This window comes from Lysobacter spongiicola DSM 21749, from assembly GCF_900167055.1.
GTDB classification, from domain to species: Bacteria; Pseudomonadota; Gammaproteobacteria; order Xanthomonadales; family Xanthomonadaceae; genus Novilysobacter; species Novilysobacter spongiicola.
The window spans coordinates 251,257-266,533 of sequence record NZ_FUXP01000002.1 but is presented as its reverse complement, the minus strand read 5'-3'; the positions used below and the strand labels follow the sequence as shown (position 1 = coordinate 266,533).

Below are 15,277 nucleotides of genomic sequence, written 5' to 3'. Positions count from 1 at the left end.
TCCCGAGTGGCCCCATGCCCGCAGCGTCCGGCTCGTTCGTCATCCCCGCCAACGAATACCGCCGCGAGCGCTGGCGCAACCAGCTGGGATGGACGCGCGAGATCCACCGCAGCGGAGCGGGCGAGGACTGGGACTGGCGGTTGTCGATCGCCGAGATCGAGCAGGATGCGGATTTTTCCACCTTTGAAGGCATCGACCGGGAGCTGGTGTTGTTGTCCGGCAACGGTCTTTCGCTGTGTTTCGACGACGGCGTGGTGGAGCTGAAACCGCCGCATGACCGCCACCGGTTTGCCGGCGAGCGCGCCGTGACCGGTCGGCTGCTGGACGGCCCGACGCACGACTTCAACCTGATGTGGCGGCGCGACCGGGTCGAGGCCGAGCTGTGGCACCGGCCGCTGGTGGGGCCGATGGTGATCTTCGCCGATCCCGGCCATCGCTGGGCGGTACACCTGATGGCGGGGCATGCGCGGTTTGCCGATGACTCCGGGTTGCCGCCGATGCAGCAGGGCGATAGCGCCATCCTCGGCGGCAGCGAACGGCTGCGCCACGTCATCGAAGGCGCGGGCGAGCTGCTGGTGATGCGGCTGGCGCCGAAGTCCCCGCTGCCGGACGCGGCCAGCGACTAGTAGACGTCGCGGCAGTAGCGGCCGTCGGCAGCCATGCCGGCCAGCGCCTCCGCGCCGACGATCTCCCTGAGCGCGGCATCCACCGCGGGCGCCATGCCTTCCAGGCTCCCGCAGACGAACACCGCCGCTCCCGAAGCGAGCCACTGCCGCAGCGCTTCGGCATTTTCGCCCAGCAGGTGCTGCACGTACCGGCGTTCGGCCTGGTCGCGCGAGAAGGCGAGGTCGACCCGCTCGATACCGCCGGCGCGCTGCCAGGCCTCGATGTCCGCGCGGTAGTGGTAGTCGTGGGCGCGGGTGCGCTCGCCGAACAGCAGCCAGTTGCGGTGGTGGCCGGCGGCGATGCGCGCGCTGAGCAGCGCCCGCAGCCCGGCGATGCCGGTGCCGTTGCCGATCAGGATCATCGGCCGATCATCGGCCGGCGGGTGGAAGCTGCTGTTGCGGCGGATCCGCAGGTCGATGCTGGCTTCGATGTCGGCATGTTGCGTCAGCCAGCCACTGCCCACGCCGAGCTTGCCGTCCTGCATCTGGACCTGCCGGACCAGCAGGCGCAGGCGGTCTTCCGCCGGGGTGGAGGCGATCGAATACTCGCGATGGGCCAGTGGCTCCAGGGTCCCGGCGATCTCCGGGGGATCCATGCCCGCGACCGTGGCGGCGGAGGGCAGCCGGCTGCGTGCCGCCAGTGCGCGCAGGGAGGTGCGCCCGCCGTCGATGGGGACCATCGCTTCCGGGTCCGCACCCACCGCTGCCAGCCAGTCCCCGACGGACGCGTTGCTGTTGCGGGGACCGATCTCGGCGATGTCGCCGGCCTGCCACTCCGGCATCGAAGCGTCGCCCGGGGGGACCAGTTGCAGGTCGAATGCGGGTCCGCCCGGGCTGCCGGGATTGAGGTGCACGCGTTGCGCCAGGCGCCACGGCCGGTAGTCCGGTGCGGTCCAGTCCAGCTGCGCAGCCCCGAGGATCTGGCCCAGGTGGTACTGCCAGTGCCGAAGCGCACCGGGGTCGCCGTCGTCGACCTCGACCAGGTCGAACAACGCCCGCGCGCCCGCCTGTCGCAGCCAGCCATCGAAGCGATGGCCGAATGCACAGAATTGCGCGTAGTCGCGGTCGCCGAGCGCCAGCAGTCCGTATTCAAGATGGCCGAGCCGCAGGTCGTGCAGGCCGGGCCGGGACATGAAGCTCCCCGCCGCGTCCGGCGCGTCGCCCTCGCCCGTGGTGCTGACCACGAACAGCGCGTGGCGCGCCGCTCCCAGATCACGGGAGGACAGGCGGGCGAGGGGAGAGAGGGCCACCTGTCTGCCGCCGGCCTGGAGGGCCTGGGCGGTCTGCAGGGCGAGCGCTTCCGCCTGCCCCGTCTGGCTGGCATGCACGACGAGCCAGTCGACAGCGGCGCCATCGACAGCGGCGGGCATGCCCTGCAGCGCGGCCGTCCGCCGACGGTGGCGCATCAGCCATACGGCGCCCACGAATGCGGCATAACCCGCGGCGATCCCGCTGGCAGCCCACCAACGGGAACCGTCGACGGATGGCCAGGAGAAGGGCTCGGATTGCCAGGTTGCCAGCGCAAACGCGAGCACCAGCAATGCCAGCAGCACCCCGGCATCCGCCATCGTTCCGGCATCGAACCGGCGGTTGCGGGCGACCGGCTTCACTGCGGCAACAGGCGGCGTTCGAAAGCCGGCGTCATCCGGCTGGCGAATCCGTTGCCGTCATGCCACACCAGCAGCGCCGCCAGGTCGTTGCGCATGGCGAAATCCCAGCCCGCATCGGGCCCCATGACCGTCAACGCAGTCGCCCAGGCGTCGGCCATCATCGATTCGTCGTGCAGCACCGTGACCGACGCCAGTGCGTGCTGTACCGGCTCGCCGGTGCGCGGGTCGATGGTGTGCGAATAGCGGCGGCCTTCGCGTTCGAACATGCGCCGGTAGTCACCGGACGTGGCGATGGCCAGGTCTTCCAGCTTCACCACCAGGGTGGTGTCGTCGAGGGTGGTGTCATCCGGTGCAGGCTGCTCCACCGCGATCCGCCAGGCGCTGCCGTCGGGCTTGCGGCCTTGGCCGCGCAGCTCGCCGCCGATCTCCACCAGGAATGCAGGTACGCCGTTGGCGCCGAGGTACCGCGCCACCTCGTCCACCGCGAAGCCCTTGGCGATGGCGGAAAGATCGAGTTCCAGGCGGCCGGGCTGGATCAAGCGGCCCTCGGAATCGAAGACGAGCTTCCCCCAGCCGATTCGGCCACGCATCTGCGCAAGCGTCTCCGCCCCAGGCACGCCATTCCCGTCGCTGGCGCCGTCGGGGCCGAAGCCCCACAGCTCCACCAGCGGCCCGATCGTCGGATCGAAGGCGCCATCGCTGGCCCGCGAAACCTGCAGCGCAGCGTCGACGACTTCTCGAAGCTCGCTCGGCAGTGCATGCGCGGTTCCGGGCGCGGCCCGGTTGTACCGGCTGAGATCCGAACCGGCTTCCCAGGTGCTCATCTGCGCGACGACCGTGTCCAGGCGTTGTTCGATGCCGTCGCGCAAGCCGGGCAGGGCTTCGACATCGGCCTGCAGGGTGACCGACCACGTCGTACCCATGGTCTCGCCGGACAGTAGCTGCAGGGGCGTCGCCACCGCCCGCGGCGACAGCATCACGCCCAGCGGGAGCAGGCCCAGCAGGAGCACGACGATGGCCAGCGGGCGGGACATGTTCAGAGCGGAAGGACTTCGAAGGTGGCGACGTAGCTGAGGCGGCGTTCGTTGGCCTGCGGCAGCGTGGTCTTCTGGTCGGCATGGGTGGTCTCGAGCCAGTACATGCCGGCCTCCGGCCAGGTGACCTCGAAGCGGCCATCGGCGTCCGTGGTCAGGCGTTGCTCGTCCTGCTGGTCACGGTAGCGGGTGCCGCCCGGCACCACCTCGATTTCCATCCCGCTGATCGGCTCGCCATCCACCAGCAGGCGGAACTCGGCGGTCTCGCCGGCGTACAGGTCGTTGGGATGCGTCACCGGCACCAGCTCGATGCCCTCGCCGGTGGTTTCGAACACGGTGGTGGTGGGGGAGCCCACCGTGGCGAAGGTTTCCACCCGCCCCAGGCTCTGCGACGCCTCGACATCGGTCGCACCCGCCGGCAACTCGGCCTCGAATGCCTCCGCGCTGCCGCGCCAGCGCTTGTCCTCGCCGTCGAGCTTGTAGCGCGCGAACATGCCGCGGTTGACCAGGGCCAGCTTGTAGGTGCCTTCCTGCGCGAGCTCGACGTCGAACACGCTGCGGAACTTGCCGGTCGCCGGGTTCTGCGGTTCGACCTTGCTGCCATCGGGCGCGGTGATCTGCAGCCCGTCCAGGCGCAGCGGTACGTGGTTGAAGTAGAACAGGTCGTTGGACACCGCCGCGTCCACGGTGACCCAGGCGCCGGTGTCGGAGAACACGGTGGCGGAAGGCTTCATCCACAGCTTGTGGGCGTGGGCGGCGGGAGCGACGGCAAGCGTCAGGGCGGTGGCGATCGCGGCGATGCGCAGGTTCATGGTTCTTTCCTTGTCGGGAGATCGGGTCGGGAGATCGGGGCCGGGGCTCAGGGCTTGAGCGAGAGGCGGACTTCGCCCAGTTCGCTGTCGCCGCTGGCCTTGAGCTGCTGGGCCGATGCCGCCGGCCACTGGAAGGGAATGCGCACCACCTCGCGGCCACCGACCTCGCGGGCGGCTTCGACGATCAGCTCGTACTTGCCGGGCGCCAGTCCCTTCAGGGGCGCCTTGGCCGAATCGAAGCGCAACTGGTGCTGGCCCACCGGGCGGGTCGCGCCGCTGACGCCGTCGACCGGCATGGTCAGCGTGCGGCCGCTGCGGCGCCACCACTGGCGCATGTCCTTGAGCCACTTGGTGCCTTCATCGCCTTTCATGTCGTCGTCGTACCAGACCGCGAGGTTGGCGGCGACGGAGTGGTCGGGACGCTCGATCCACACCGCCACGTAAGGGCGGTGGTACTCGGCGACGTTGAGCCGCGGGATCTCGAGGGTGACATCGAGCCCGGCGGCCGGCAGCGAGGCCGGAAGCAGCAGCGCGAGCAACAGGCCGGCGCGGGGGAGGAGGCGGGCGGATCGGATCATCTCTGGCAACTCCGGGGTCAATGCATGAAAAGGATGATCAGCAGGGCCGGAAAGGCCAGGCCGAGGGCCACCATCGGCCAGGTCTTGCCGCGCTGGCGGGCGTGCAGCTGGAGCAGCCACAGGCCGGTGAGCGCGAACAGCAGGCAGGCGACGGCGAAGATGTCGATGAACCAGCGCCAGGCGGTACCGGTGTTGCGGCCCTTGTGCAGGTCGTTGAGCCAGGCGATCCAGCCCCGGTCGGTGCGCTCGTACTCGAACTCTCCGGTGGTGCGGTCGATGGCAAGCCAGGCATCGCCGCCCGGGCGGGGCAGCGACACGTACACCTCGTCCTCCGACCACTCCGCGCCGCGGCCCCCCGCGTGGATGTCCATCTCCCGCGAGAACCACTCCGCCACCGATGGCGGCAGCGGCGCGGCTTCCCCGTGTTCGCCTGCCAACGGGCGGAGCACGCTGGCCGGCAGCTCGTCCGTCGTGTTCACCACCCGGGGCTCGGCCTCGATCTGCGAGGCGTGGTTCAGCGTGATGCCGGTGGCCGAGAAGACCAGCAAGGCCGCCAGGCTCGCCGCCGCGCTCATCCAGTGCCACCGGTGCAGGGTTTTCAGCCACCAGGCGCGATTGGCGCCCGGTGAGCCGGTGGCACTTGAAGCGGATGTCACGTCGGCAGGCATGGATTCGACGGGTCGAGGGCGCTAGAGCCTATATCCAATGAGAATCAATCGCAATTGGCTGGCCATCAGAAATCGACATTCAGGGAGACCCACAAGCGGCGCCCGGCTTCGCTGGTGCTGCGGGTGTTCGCGTAGGCGAGCTCGCCGTTGTTGTCGTACGGCAGGTAGTCCACGAAGTCCTTGTCGAACAGGTTGTAGATCGCTGCGTTGATGCTCACGTTGTCGGTGAGGTCGTAGCGCCCGCCAAGGTGGTACTGGGAGTAGGGCTTGTAGTCCCCCAGGTGCTCCTGGGCCGGGCCGGCACCGCGGTAGCGCTCGCTGCGGTATTCGCCGCGCAGGTACAGGTCCAGGGCGTCGGTGGCCTGCCAGTTGAGGCTGGCGTTGAGCAGGTGCCGCGGCGTGTTGGTCAGCGGCTCGCCCGCGTTGTCGCCGCTCTTCTGTTCGCTGTCGGTGTGGGTGTAGTTGAGGCCCAGGTCCCAGGCGTCCGAGAACGGCACGTGCACGGCGAACTCGGCGCCGCGGGTGACCGCCTCGTCGATGTTCACGCTCTGGCCGAAGGTGGGGGCACGCGGAAAGAAGCCGGCATCGAAGCAATCGACGCCGCTGAAGTCGCTGGATTCGTACTCGTCCTGCGTCAGGCCATAGGCGCAGTTGGGGATCGGCGTGCCGCGGGCGATCTTGTCCTCGAAGTCGTTGTTGAACAGCGTGAGGTTGGCGCTGAAGCCGTTGGCGGCGTAGTAGACGCCGAGCTCGGTGGTGGCGCTGGTCTCGGGCTGCAGGTCCGGCGTGCCCAGCAGCGGGATGGTGCCCTGGCCGCCGAAACCCTTGATGCCCGGCGTCAGGTCCTCGACGTTCGGCGAGCGGTAGCCTTCGCTGTACCCGCCCTTGAATACCCACGACTGGCTGGCGTTCCAGACCAGGTAGGCGCGCGGACTGAGGTGGCTGCCGAAGATGCTGTGGTCATCGTGGCGGGCGCCAAGGGTGAGGTTCAGGGCGTCGCCGATGCGCCATTCGTTCTCGGCGAACAGCGCCCACTGCTCGAATTCGAACGGCGCCGGGGCGACGGCATCGATCAGCTCGGCATCCAGGAACTGGCCGCCGACCGTGAGCTTGTGGGCGCCGAGGTTGGTGACGAGCTTGGTGTCGAACACCCGGTTCTCGTTCTCCAGCGTGCGCGGACCGCCGGCGCCGTCGGTGCCGGCCGGGAGCAGTCGCCCGATGGTCTCGGTGGTGCTCTGCTGGATGCTGGTCTCCAGGCTTCCGAAGCCGAAGCGAGCGTCCCAGGCCAGCGTGGCCTGGTCGCGGTTGAAGCGCAGCGCCTCCGCGTAGCCACCGGCGCCGAGCGTGCCCATCTGGCCTTCACTGTTGTCGTACTTCTGGCGGTTGCTCACCACGTCGAGCCAGAGGTCGTGGTCCATGGTCGGTGTCAGCGTCAGTCGGGCGCCGACGTTGTGGTTGTCGTAGGTGACGGGGTTGGCACCCATCCAGGGGACGATCTCGTCGCCGTCGACGGTCTGGTAGGCGATGTCCGCCTCGTCGCGCTTGAACCAGCCGCCGCGGACCGACAACCCGAGCAGGTCTTCGACCAGCGGGCCGTCCAGGTAGAAATTGGCACCGTACAGATCGCCGAAATCGTCATGCTCCTGCCGGGTGGTCTCCACGCCGGCTGAGCCGCCCCAGACGGTGCCGACCTTGCGGGTGATGATGTTGACCACGCCGCCCATCGCGTCGGATCCGTACAGCGTCGACATCGGGCCGCGGATGATCTCGATGCGCTCGATCGCCGACATCGGCGGGATGAAGTTGTTCGCCGTGCTGCCGAAGTTATTCGGCGCGACGTTGCCCGAGGTGTTCTGCCGGCGTCCGTCGATCAGCACCAGCGTGTAGTCCGACGGCATGCCGCGCAGGCTGATCTGCGGCGCGCCGGTCTTGTCCACGCCCACGCCGACATCCACGCCTTCGACGTCCACCAGCACGTCGGCCAGGCCATGGACCGGCTTGGATTCCAGCTCCTCCCGGGTGATGACGGTGATGCTGGCCGGCGCTTCCCGCACCATCTGCTCGAAGCCGGCGGCGGTGACCACCACGGCATCGAGATCGGTGGCGGCGCTTGCGGTGGCCTCGTCGGCATGGGCCGGCAGGGCGATGGCCAGCGGCAGCGCGAGCGCCAGTAGGGTGCGGCACGGGAAGCGGGTGTGGGAAGACATCATCGGATTCGCCAAGGTGGAAAAAGGGGTGCGGGGTGCGGTGGTGGGCTCAGGTCTCGGCCCAGCGCCGCAGGAGGTTGTGGTAGACACCGGTCAGCCGCAGCACGGCGTCACGGTCGGCACCCGAGGCGGTCAGCGCCTGGATGGCACCATCGAGTTCGAACAGGGTCTGCCGCTGGTTGTCGTCGCGCACCAGGCTCTGGACCCAGAAGAAAGACGCCAGGCGGGTGCCGCGCGTGACCGGTGCGACCCGGTGCAGGCTGCTCGAGGGATAGACGAGCAGGTCTCCGGCGGGCAGCTTCACGTCGTGCTCGCCATAGGTGTCGTGGATCACCAGTTCCCCGCCGTCGTACTCGTCGGGCTCACACAGGAACAGCGTGCAGGAGACATCCGTGCGCAGGTTGACCGCCGGCGCGCCCTCAGGCACTGCCAGCGACATCACCGCGCCATCCACGTGGAAGCCGTACTGGCCGCCCCCTTCGTAGCGGTTGAAGCGGGGCGGCAGGGTCCGTGCAGGAAGCACGGCGGAGAAATACAGGGGGCTGGCGGCGAGTGCGGACAGCACCGCCCCGCCCAGTTCATTCCGCAGCCGCGAGTCCTCGGGCAACTGCAGGTTGTGCTTCACCTCGGCACCTTGCGGGCCGACGGTCTGGCGACCGTCGCCCCAGTCGGCTGCATCCAGCGCCTGGCGGAAGCGCGCCACCTGGCTGCTGTCGAGGATGCCGGGAACGTGCAGCAACATTGCGTCAGAACCGGAAGCTGGCGGTCAACATCGCCGAGCGGGGCGCGCCGGGCGTATAGCGGTAGCCGCTCTTGTTGATCGCCGCGACATAGTCCTCGTCCAACAGGTTGTAGAGGTTCAGGCGCAGCTCGAAATCCGGGTTGAAGGCGTAGCTGGCCACGGCATCCACGACCCAATAGTCCTCTGTGTAGGCCGGAGTTCCCACGGCACCGTCGTTGCCGCGCTTCAGCTCACCCGAGTAGCGCGCGCCGCCGCCCACGGTCAGGCCGTTGTCGAACCTGTAGGTGCTCCACGCGGTGAAGGCGTGGTCGGGCGTGTAGGCCAGGTCGGTCGAGCCGTCGGTGGAAACGGTCGGCCCCTCGACCACCTCGGTATCCATGGTCGTGAAGCCGGCGGACACCATCCAGGCGTCGCTGATCCGACCCACGGCACCCAGCTCCACGCCGCGGACCCGCTTGCGCCCGTTCTGGTAGTAGGTCTGGTCGGTGGGGTCCTGGACGATCTCGTTGGTGATTTCGGTGTCGTAGAGCGCGGCGGTCAGCAGCAGCGCGTCGCCTGCGAACTGCCACTTGGTTCCGACCTCGGCGGTCTTCGCCTTCTGCGGGTCGAACGCCGGGTTGTCGGCACTGTTGGCGCGATCGCTGAGTTCCAGGCTCCCACCGCCCGGTGGCTGCTGGGAGATCGCGTAGTTGGCGTAGATGCTGCCGTTGTCGGCCGGCTTGTACAGCGCGCCGAGCTTCCAGTTGAAGAGGGTGTCGGAGGTCTCCGCGTCGACGCCGGGGACGATGGTGCCATCGTCTGCGCCGCCGCAGTCCGGGCCACGCCGGCCCCCACAGGGCACCAGGCTGCTGTACTCGGTGGTGTAGTGGTCGATCCGCAGGCCGCCGTTGACCTGCCAACGGTCGTTGAGGGTGATGGTGTCGAACGCATACAGCGCTGCCGTGTCGGTGCGCCCTTCGCCGTGTGCGCCGGTCCCGGCCCATGCCAGCCCCACCACGGCCGGATCGGGGTCGTAGAGATTGGCGTCGGGCCATGCAGTGCCACCCACCACGCCGACGCCATGCGTCTCCAGCTCTTCCCGGATCAGCTCCAGTCCGGTGGTGATGTCGTGCTGCGCGCCGCCCGCGTCCACCGCCAGGTCGAGGTGGGTCTGGTTGGTCAGGATCCGGTTGCGCTGGTCCTTGAACGTCGGCAGGTTGCGGGTGATCGTCCAGCTGGCGGGGTCGTTGATGTCCGGCGTACCGAGGTTCGTCGCCGAGCCCATGAAGGCGGTCAGCATGTAGTCCTGCTCGGTGCGGCCCCAGCGGGTGGTGTTGATCAGGCGCGCGCCGTCGGTGAAGTCATGCTCGACCCGCACGGTGACCATGTCGGCGGTGACGTCGTCATGGTCCGCCAGCGTTCCGTAGAAGTTCTCCGGGTCGACTGCCGGGGCGGTGCCGATGGCGGGCCGGTCGGGGTCCGGGGAGGAATAGGCCGGCAGTCCGATTGTCGGCAGGCCGCCATCGGGAATGTTCTCGTGCTGGACGTGCAGCATCTCAAGGTAGACGCGGGTCGCGCTGTCCAGCCCGAACGCGAGCGCCGGAGCCACGCCCCACCGCTTGTTTTCCACCACGTCGCGGCCCGGGACGCCACTGTCCTGCGCCATCAGGTTGAGGCGGAAAGCGGTGCCGGAGGCAAACACGTGGTTCCAGTCGCCAGTGAGGCGTTTGTGGTCGCCGCTGCCGTAGGAGGCGGTGGCCGAGTTGCGACCCACCATGGAGGCGCGCTTGCTGACCAGGTTGATGGCGCCCGTCGGCGCGGTGCGGCCGTAGTCGGTACCGGCCGGGCCCTTGGCGACCTCGATCTGCTCGAGGTTGAACACGTCGCGCGATACCGAACCCAGGTCGCGCACGCCGTCGACAAAGATGCTGCCTGAGGTGTCGAAGCCGCGGAGGTAGACCGCATCGCCGGTGGTGGTGTTGCCATTTTCGCCGACGTAGAACGTGCTGACGCCGGGGCTGTTGCGCAGTGCCTCGGTGAGGGTGGTCGCGCCCTGCTCGTTGAACAGGTCGCTGCCGATCACGCTGAGGGTGCGGGTGGTGTCGACCAGTGGCTGGTTGAACTTGGGCGAGGCCGACTGGCCCGAGTAGCGCTTCACCCGGTGTCCCTCCACGTGGACACCGTCCAGGGTCGTCGCCTGGGCCTCGGCGGCGGGGCCACCCGACGTCTCGGCCAGGACCGTGGCCGGTGCGCCCAGGGTGAGGCTGGTCAGCAGCGTGGCGGCGGTGAGGGAGCGTCCCGTGGTGGTGCGGGGAAGGGGGTGCTTGCGGCTCTTGATGGCCATGTCCATTTGCCTATATCCGGTGGCGCCTGCGGAGCGGCCCGCGCGCCAGGGGTGGGGGAATCATTCGCGCCCCGACATCGACCGGGGGAGAGAGCGGTCGACGCCGGGGCGCCTGTTCATTTAAACGCAAACAAGAATGATTCGCAACACCATCCGTAGCGATCGGGCGCAGCCGTCCGCTGTCGCGGCGCAACGTGTGCAGCAACCGGGGGCTTCTGAATCGTGGGCGTAGGGGGGTGAAGCGGGAGGCGCGCGGCGTGCGGCCCGGGATCGACGCCGATGAACCGCCTCAGCGGTCGTCGCGGGTCCAGACCACGCCGTCTTCCACCTTTACCGGGAACTTGGGCACGCCGGTATAGGCCGGCGCGCACAGGGCGCTGCCGTTACGGACATCGAAGCGGGCACCGTGCAGGGTGCACTCGATGGTGCCGCTGCCCGGATCGAACTCGCCGGCTGACAGCTCGAAGTCCTCATGGCTGCAACGGTCTTCCAGGGCGTGGAAGTCGCCGTCGAGGTTGAACACCATGATCGGTGTGTCCCCATCCCAGGCGACCGTCGATTCCCCCGGCAACAGCTCGGCGGTGGTGCAGACGCGGACCCAGTCGGTCATGTGAACCTCGATGTCCCTGTAGGAGCGGCTTCAGCCGCGATGGATGTCTGTTTGCCCGTTCCGCTGCATGATCGCGGCTGAAGCCGCTCCTACGCCCCGAAGGAAGTCCCCTTGGGGGACAACCCCTGGGAAATCCCCTCGGAGGACAACAGCGGCTTCTCCAGCACCTCGAAGCGCAGGTCGCCGCGGCGGGGGATGCCGAAGCGCTCATCGCCGTAGGGGAACGGCTTATGCACACCGGTGCGACGGTAGCCACGGCGTTCGTAGAAGGCGATGAGCTCATTGCGCAGGTCGATCACCGTCATCCGCATCGAAGGCAGTTCCCACTGCTCCCCGGCGATGCGCTCGGCCTCCGCTAGCAGGGCCTTGCCGACGCCGTTGCCCTGCAGTCCCGGCCGCACCGAGAACATGCCGAAGTAGCCGGCGCCGTCTTCGATGGCGATGTGGGCACAGGCGAGGATGTCGGCGCCTGGCTCATCCACTGCCAGCAGCATCAGGCTTTTCGGCTTGACGATGCAGGCCGTGACGTCCTCCGGGCCGGTGCGGCGCCCATCGAGCAGGTCGGCTTCGGTGGTCCAGCCCGCGCGGCTGGCATCGCCGCGGTAGGCCGATTCGATCAGTTCGACCAGCGCTCCGACATCATCGAGCGTGGCGGGGCGGAAGCGCAGGTCGTGGTTCATGCGAGCAGGCGGCGGACCTTGTCGAGGGCAGCGATGAACGCATCGATCTCCTCGAACGTGTTGTAGAAGGCGAACGAGGCGCGGCAGGTGGCCGGCACCCCGAAATACTGCATCAGCGGATGGGCGCAATGCTGGCCCGAGCGGATGGCGACGCCTTCCAGGTCGAGCAGGGTGGCGAGGTCATGGGAGTGCGCCCCTTCGATCAGGAAGCTCACCACCGCGGCCTTTTCCCGCGCGCGGCCAAAGATGCGCAGGCCTTGCACCTGGTCCATGCGCTCGGTGGCGTAGGCGAGCAGGGCCTGTTCGCGTGCTTCGATGTGATCCATGCCAACCGCCGACAGGTAATCGACCGCCGCGCCCAGCCCGATGAACCCCGCGATGTTGGGCGTGCCGGCTTCGAACTTGTGCGGCGGATCGTTGTAGACCGTGCCCTCGAAACAGACTTCCTTGATCATCTCGCCACCGCCCAGGAACGGCGGCATCGACTCAAGGTGCTCGCGGCGCGCCCACAGCGCGCCGGTACCGGTGGGCCCGGCCATTTTGTGGCCGGTGATCGCGTAGAAGTCGCAGCCGATCGAGGCGATGTCGACCACCCGGTGCGGTGCGGCCTGCGAGCCGTCGACCACGGTGGTGATGCCGCGCTTGCGGGCGGCCTTGCAGATCTCGCGGACGGGATTGACGGTCCCGAGCACGTTGGAGACATGCGCCAGCGCCAGCAGCTTTACCTCCGGAGTGAGCAGCGCGTGCAACGCATCCAGGTCGAGGTCGCCGTTATCGTCCAGCTCGGCCACCTTGATGGTGGCGCCGGTGCGCTCTGCCACCAACTGCCAGGGCACGATGTTGGCGTGGTGCTCCATCCGGGTCACCACGATCACGTCGCCGGCCTTCAACCGCGGTAGCGCCCACGAATACGCGACGAGGTTGATGGCGAAGGTGGTGCCGCTGCACAGCACCAGTTCGTTCGGTCGTACGTTGAGGAACCGCGCCAGCTTCGTGCGCGCGCCTTCGTAGGCCTCGGTCGCCTCGGCGCCCAGTGCATGCACCGCCCGGCTGACGTTGGCGTTGTGGTTGCGGAAGAAGTCGTCCACCGCTTCGATCACCACCGCCGGCTTCTGGCCGGTGTTGGCGGAATCGAGGTAAACCAGCGGCTTGCCGTGCACCTGGCGGGAGAGCAGTGGGAAGTCGCCTCGGATGCGCGCCCAGTCCACGGGAGACGCACCCGGGGTGGCGGTATCGGCCGAGCTCATCCTGCCTGCACCCGTGCCAGCGCGGCATCGAGCCGGGCGCCGAGGATGCCGCGGGCGCGCTCGTCTTCGATCACCGTCAGCGTTTCGCGGCAGAACGCGGCGGTCAGCATCGCCCGCGCCTGTTCCGCCGGCAGTCCGCGCGAGCGCAGGTAGAACAGGGCGGTCGGGTCGATCTGGCCAACGGTGGCGCCGTGCGCGGCCTGGACCTCGTCGGCATGGATGACCAGCACCGGCTGGGTGTCGATCTCGGCGCCGGCGTCGAGCAGCAGGTTCTTGTTGGACAGCATGGCGTTGGTGTCGTCCGCGCCTTCGCGGATGAGGATCCCGCCATGGAAGACCGCCCGCGAGCGCCCGGCGCCGAGCCCGCGCCAGACCAGTTCGCACTGGCCCTCGCGTGCGGCGTGGTCGATGCCCAGGCGGGTGTCGAGGTGACGGCGACCATCGGCCAGCAGCACGCCATTGGCATGAAGCCGGGCGGCGGTGCCCTGCTGGGCGACGTTGAGCTCGTGCCTCGACAACCCGCCGCCGAGCTCCAGGTCCAGCCGGCGGTACTCGGAGCCGCTGGCCTGGACGGCATCGGTGCGCGTGAGCAGCGTCGCGCCCTGCGACTCGGACTGTACCCGGGCATGCGACAGCCGCGCGCGCTGGCCCAGGTGCACGTGCATCAGGCCATTGGCCATGTGCCGGTGATCGCCACTGCCGAGGTGGTGTTCGACCAGTGCCAGGCTCGCGTCGGCCGCGAGGTCAACGAGGTGGCGCAGGTGCCAGGCCTGGTCACTGTCGGCGGCCGCACCAATGAAGACCAGGTGGATCGCTGTCGCGTCGCGCGGCGTGGCGTCGGCCTTGAGTACCACGCCCTCGGTCGCCAGCGCCGCGTTGACCTTGGCGAAGACCTCGTCGGCACGTTCGAACCGCCGTGCGAGGAAGTTCGCGTCACGGGCGCTGCCGTTGGCCAGCACTTCCGACAGCGGCCGCAGCGTGACACCGGCAGGCAGCCCGGACAGGTCCGAGGCGCCCGCGTCGTGCCGGCCATTGACGAAGACGATGCGGGGCGCGGGAATGTCCGCCAGCAGCGCCGGATCGAACGCGGTGGAATGCGCCGCGGCGAAGGGGCGGCGCTCCAGCGCGCGCAGTGGCGTGTACTTCCACGCCTCCACGCGTGCGTGCGGCAGCCCGTCCTGCAATGCCGCGTCCAGTGCGGCTTGCCGGGCAGGACCCAGCCCCGCGGCCTCGCGCAGGGGCAGGTCGCCGAAGCCGGATGCGAGGGAGTCGAGCAGCGCGCTCATCAGGCGGTGGCCTCCGGGCTGACGCGGTCCTTGATCCACTCGTAGCCGTGCTGTTCCAGTTCGCGGGCCAGCTCCGGGCCGCCGGTCTCGACGATGCGACCGTCGGCCAGCACGTGGACTTCGTCGGGCGTGATGTAGTCCAGCAGGCGCTGGTAATGGGTGATCACCAGGAACGCCCGCTCCGGCGAGCGCAAGGCGTTGACGCCTTCGGCGACCGCCTTGAGCGCATCGATGTCCAGGCCGGAGTCGGTCTCGTCGAGGATGGCGAGTTTCGGCTCCAGCAGCGCCAGCTGGAAGATTTCGTTGCGCTTCTTCTCGCCGCCACTGAAGCCTTCGTTGACCGCGCGGTGCAGCAGCTCGTCCCTGAGATGCAGGACTGCCAGCTTCTCGCGCACCAGCTTCAGGAACTGCATCGAATCCAGTTCCTGCTCGCCGCGCGCCCGGCGCTGCGCGTTGAGCGCGGTCCGCAGGAAGTAGGTGTTGTTCACCCCGGGGATCTCGACCGGGTACTGGAACGCCAGGAAGACGCCGGCGGCGGCACGCTCTTCCGGCTCCAGCCCCAGCAGGTCCTGGCCCTGGAAGGTGATGCTGCCTTCGGTGACCTCGTAGCCCTCGCGGCCGGCGATGATGTTGCCCAGCGTCGACTTGCCGGCGCCGTTGGGCCCCATGATCGCGTGGACGCGGCCTGGCTGCAGTTCCAGCGACAAGCCCTTGAGAATCTCTTTGCCGCCGACGGAGGCGTGGAGGTTGTCGATCTTCAGCATGATGTTGTTCCCGTGTCCCGCAAGCGGGTGGTGTTGTTCGAATTTTTGTAG

General features: G+C 68.6%; 14 protein-coding genes. 1 reads left to right on the top strand and 13 read right to left on the bottom strand.

Annotation, left to right across the window (positions count from 1 at the left end):
- Positions 1-14: 14 nt before the first annotated feature.
- Positions 15-626 (top strand): HutD/Ves family protein, encoded by a 612-nt coding sequence (locus B5D37_RS05500; protein WP_078757692.1) that lies wholly within the window; start codon positions 15-17, stop codon positions 624-626.
- Here the strand turns inward: B5D37_RS05500 and B5D37_RS05495 are convergent.
- The 13 genes from B5D37_RS05495 to sufC all read right to left on the bottom strand — a co-directional run bounded on the left by B5D37_RS05495 (position 623) and on the right by sufC (position 15,226).
- On the bottom strand, positions 623-2,275 hold the full coding sequence (locus B5D37_RS05495; protein ID WP_234987716.1) for a flavodoxin domain-containing protein: 1,653 nt from the start codon (positions 2,273-2,275) through the stop codon (positions 623-625). The two genes, B5D37_RS05500 and B5D37_RS05495, sit on opposite strands and share 4 nt — an antisense overlap.
- Positions 2,272-3,309 carry an FAD:protein FMN transferase gene (locus tag B5D37_RS05490; RefSeq protein WP_078757691.1) on the bottom strand — a complete coding sequence of 346 codons (1,038 nt, stop codon included), beginning with the start codon at positions 3,307-3,309 and terminating at the stop codon, positions 2,272-2,274. The genes B5D37_RS05495 and B5D37_RS05490 overlap by 4 nt, the downstream gene beginning before the upstream one ends.
- A gap of 2 nt (positions 3,310-3,311) precedes the next feature.
- Positions 3,312-4,121, bottom strand: a complete 810-nt coding sequence (locus B5D37_RS05485; protein ID WP_078757690.1) for a DUF4198 domain-containing protein — start codon at positions 4,119-4,121, stop codon at positions 3,312-3,314.
- Positions 4,122-4,168: 47 nt separating this feature from the next.
- On the bottom strand, positions 4,169-4,699 hold the full coding sequence (locus B5D37_RS05480) for a DUF2271 domain-containing protein (RefSeq protein ID WP_078757689.1): 531 nt from the start codon (positions 4,697-4,699) through the stop codon (positions 4,169-4,171).
- Positions 4,700-4,716: 17 nt separating this feature from the next.
- On the bottom strand, positions 4,717-5,367 hold the full coding sequence (locus B5D37_RS05475) for a PepSY-associated TM helix domain-containing protein (RefSeq protein ID WP_078757688.1): 651 nt from the start codon (positions 5,365-5,367) through the stop codon (positions 4,717-4,719).
- A gap of 65 nt (positions 5,368-5,432) precedes the next feature.
- Entirely contained in the window at positions 5,433-7,574 is a 2,142-nt protein-coding gene (locus B5D37_RS05470; protein WP_078757751.1) for a TonB-dependent receptor domain-containing protein, read from the bottom strand.
- Between the two features lie 49 nt (positions 7,575-7,623).
- Positions 7,624-8,316, bottom strand: a complete 693-nt coding sequence (locus tag B5D37_RS05465) for a Fe2+-dependent dioxygenase (RefSeq protein WP_078757687.1) — start codon at positions 8,314-8,316, stop codon at positions 7,624-7,626.
- Between the two features lie 4 nt (positions 8,317-8,320).
- Positions 8,321-10,645: a catecholate siderophore receptor Fiu gene (locus B5D37_RS05460; protein ID WP_327078551.1), complete on the bottom strand. Its 2,325-nt coding sequence runs from the start codon at positions 10,643-10,645 to the stop codon at positions 8,321-8,323.
- A 283-nt stretch (positions 10,646-10,928) separates the two neighbouring features.
- Positions 10,929-11,249: a non-heme iron oxygenase ferredoxin subunit gene (locus tag B5D37_RS05455; protein WP_078757685.1), complete on the bottom strand. Its 321-nt coding sequence runs from the start codon at positions 11,247-11,249 to the stop codon at positions 10,929-10,931.
- An 89-nt stretch (positions 11,250-11,338) separates the two neighbouring features.
- On the bottom strand, positions 11,339-11,929 hold the full coding sequence (locus tag B5D37_RS05450) for a GNAT family N-acetyltransferase (protein WP_078757684.1): 591 nt from the start codon (positions 11,927-11,929) through the stop codon (positions 11,339-11,341).
- The gene (locus B5D37_RS05445) at positions 11,926-13,176 is read right to left on the bottom strand and encodes a cysteine desulfurase (RefSeq protein WP_078757683.1); all 1,251 of its coding nucleotides are present in this window, start codon (positions 13,174-13,176) and stop codon (positions 11,926-11,928) included. Before B5D37_RS05445 ends, B5D37_RS05450 begins: the two co-directional genes overlap by 4 nt.
- Complete coding sequence (gene sufD / locus B5D37_RS05440; RefSeq protein WP_078757682.1) at positions 13,173-14,462, bottom strand: Fe-S cluster assembly protein SufD; 1,290 nt, start codon at positions 14,460-14,462, stop codon at positions 13,173-13,175. The genes B5D37_RS05445 and sufD overlap by 4 nt, the downstream gene beginning before the upstream one ends.
- Positions 14,462-15,226 carry a Fe-S cluster assembly ATPase SufC gene (gene sufC, locus B5D37_RS05435; RefSeq protein ID WP_078757681.1) on the bottom strand — a complete coding sequence of 255 codons (765 nt, stop codon included), beginning with the start codon at positions 15,224-15,226 and terminating at the stop codon, positions 14,462-14,464. The genes sufD and sufC overlap by 1 nt, the downstream gene beginning before the upstream one ends.
- Positions 15,227-15,277 lie beyond the last annotated feature (51 nt).

Excerpts from the sequence above, each read along its gene's own strand:
- sufC (WP_078757681.1), bottom strand. The coding sequence starts at position 15,226 with ATGCTGAAGATCGACAACCTCCACGCCTCCGTCGGCGGCAAAGAGATT.
- B5D37_RS05490 (WP_078757691.1), bottom strand. The coding sequence starts at position 3,309 with ATGTCCCGCCCGCTGGCCATCGTCGTGCTCCTGCTGGGCCTGCTCCCG.
- B5D37_RS05445 (WP_078757683.1), bottom strand. The coding sequence starts at position 13,176 with ATGAGCTCGGCCGATACCGCCACCCCGGGTGCGTCTCCCGTGGACTGG.
- B5D37_RS05465 (WP_078757687.1), bottom strand. The coding sequence starts at position 8,316 with ATGTTGCTGCACGTTCCCGGCATCCTCGACAGCAGCCAGGTGGCGCGC.
- B5D37_RS05470 (WP_078757751.1), bottom strand. The coding sequence starts at position 7,574 with ATGTCTTCCCACACCCGCTTCCCGTGCCGCACCCTACTGGCGCTCGCG.
- sufD (WP_078757682.1), bottom strand. The coding sequence starts at position 14,462 with ATGAGCGCGCTGCTCGACTCCCTCGCATCCGGCTTCGGCGACCTGCCC.
- B5D37_RS05485 (WP_078757690.1), bottom strand. The coding sequence starts at position 4,121 with ATGAACCTGCGCATCGCCGCGATCGCCACCGCCCTGACGCTTGCCGTC.
- B5D37_RS05455 (WP_078757685.1), bottom strand. The coding sequence starts at position 11,249 with ATGACCGACTGGGTCCGCGTCTGCACCACCGCCGAGCTGTTGCCGGGG.
- B5D37_RS05475 (WP_078757688.1), bottom strand. The coding sequence starts at position 5,367 with ATGCCTGCCGACGTGACATCCGCTTCAAGTGCCACCGGCTCACCGGGC.
- B5D37_RS05500 (WP_078757692.1), top strand. The coding sequence starts at position 15 with ATGCCCGCAGCGTCCGGCTCGTTCGTCATCCCCGCCAACGAATACCGC.
- B5D37_RS05450 (WP_078757684.1), bottom strand. The coding sequence starts at position 11,929 with ATGAACCACGACCTGCGCTTCCGCCCCGCCACGCTCGATGATGTCGGA.
- B5D37_RS05460 (WP_327078551.1), bottom strand. The coding sequence starts at position 10,645 with ATGGACATGGCCATCAAGAGCCGCAAGCACCCCCTTCCCCGCACCACC.
- B5D37_RS05480 (WP_078757689.1), bottom strand. The coding sequence starts at position 4,699 with ATGATCCGATCCGCCCGCCTCCTCCCCCGCGCCGGCCTGTTGCTCGCG.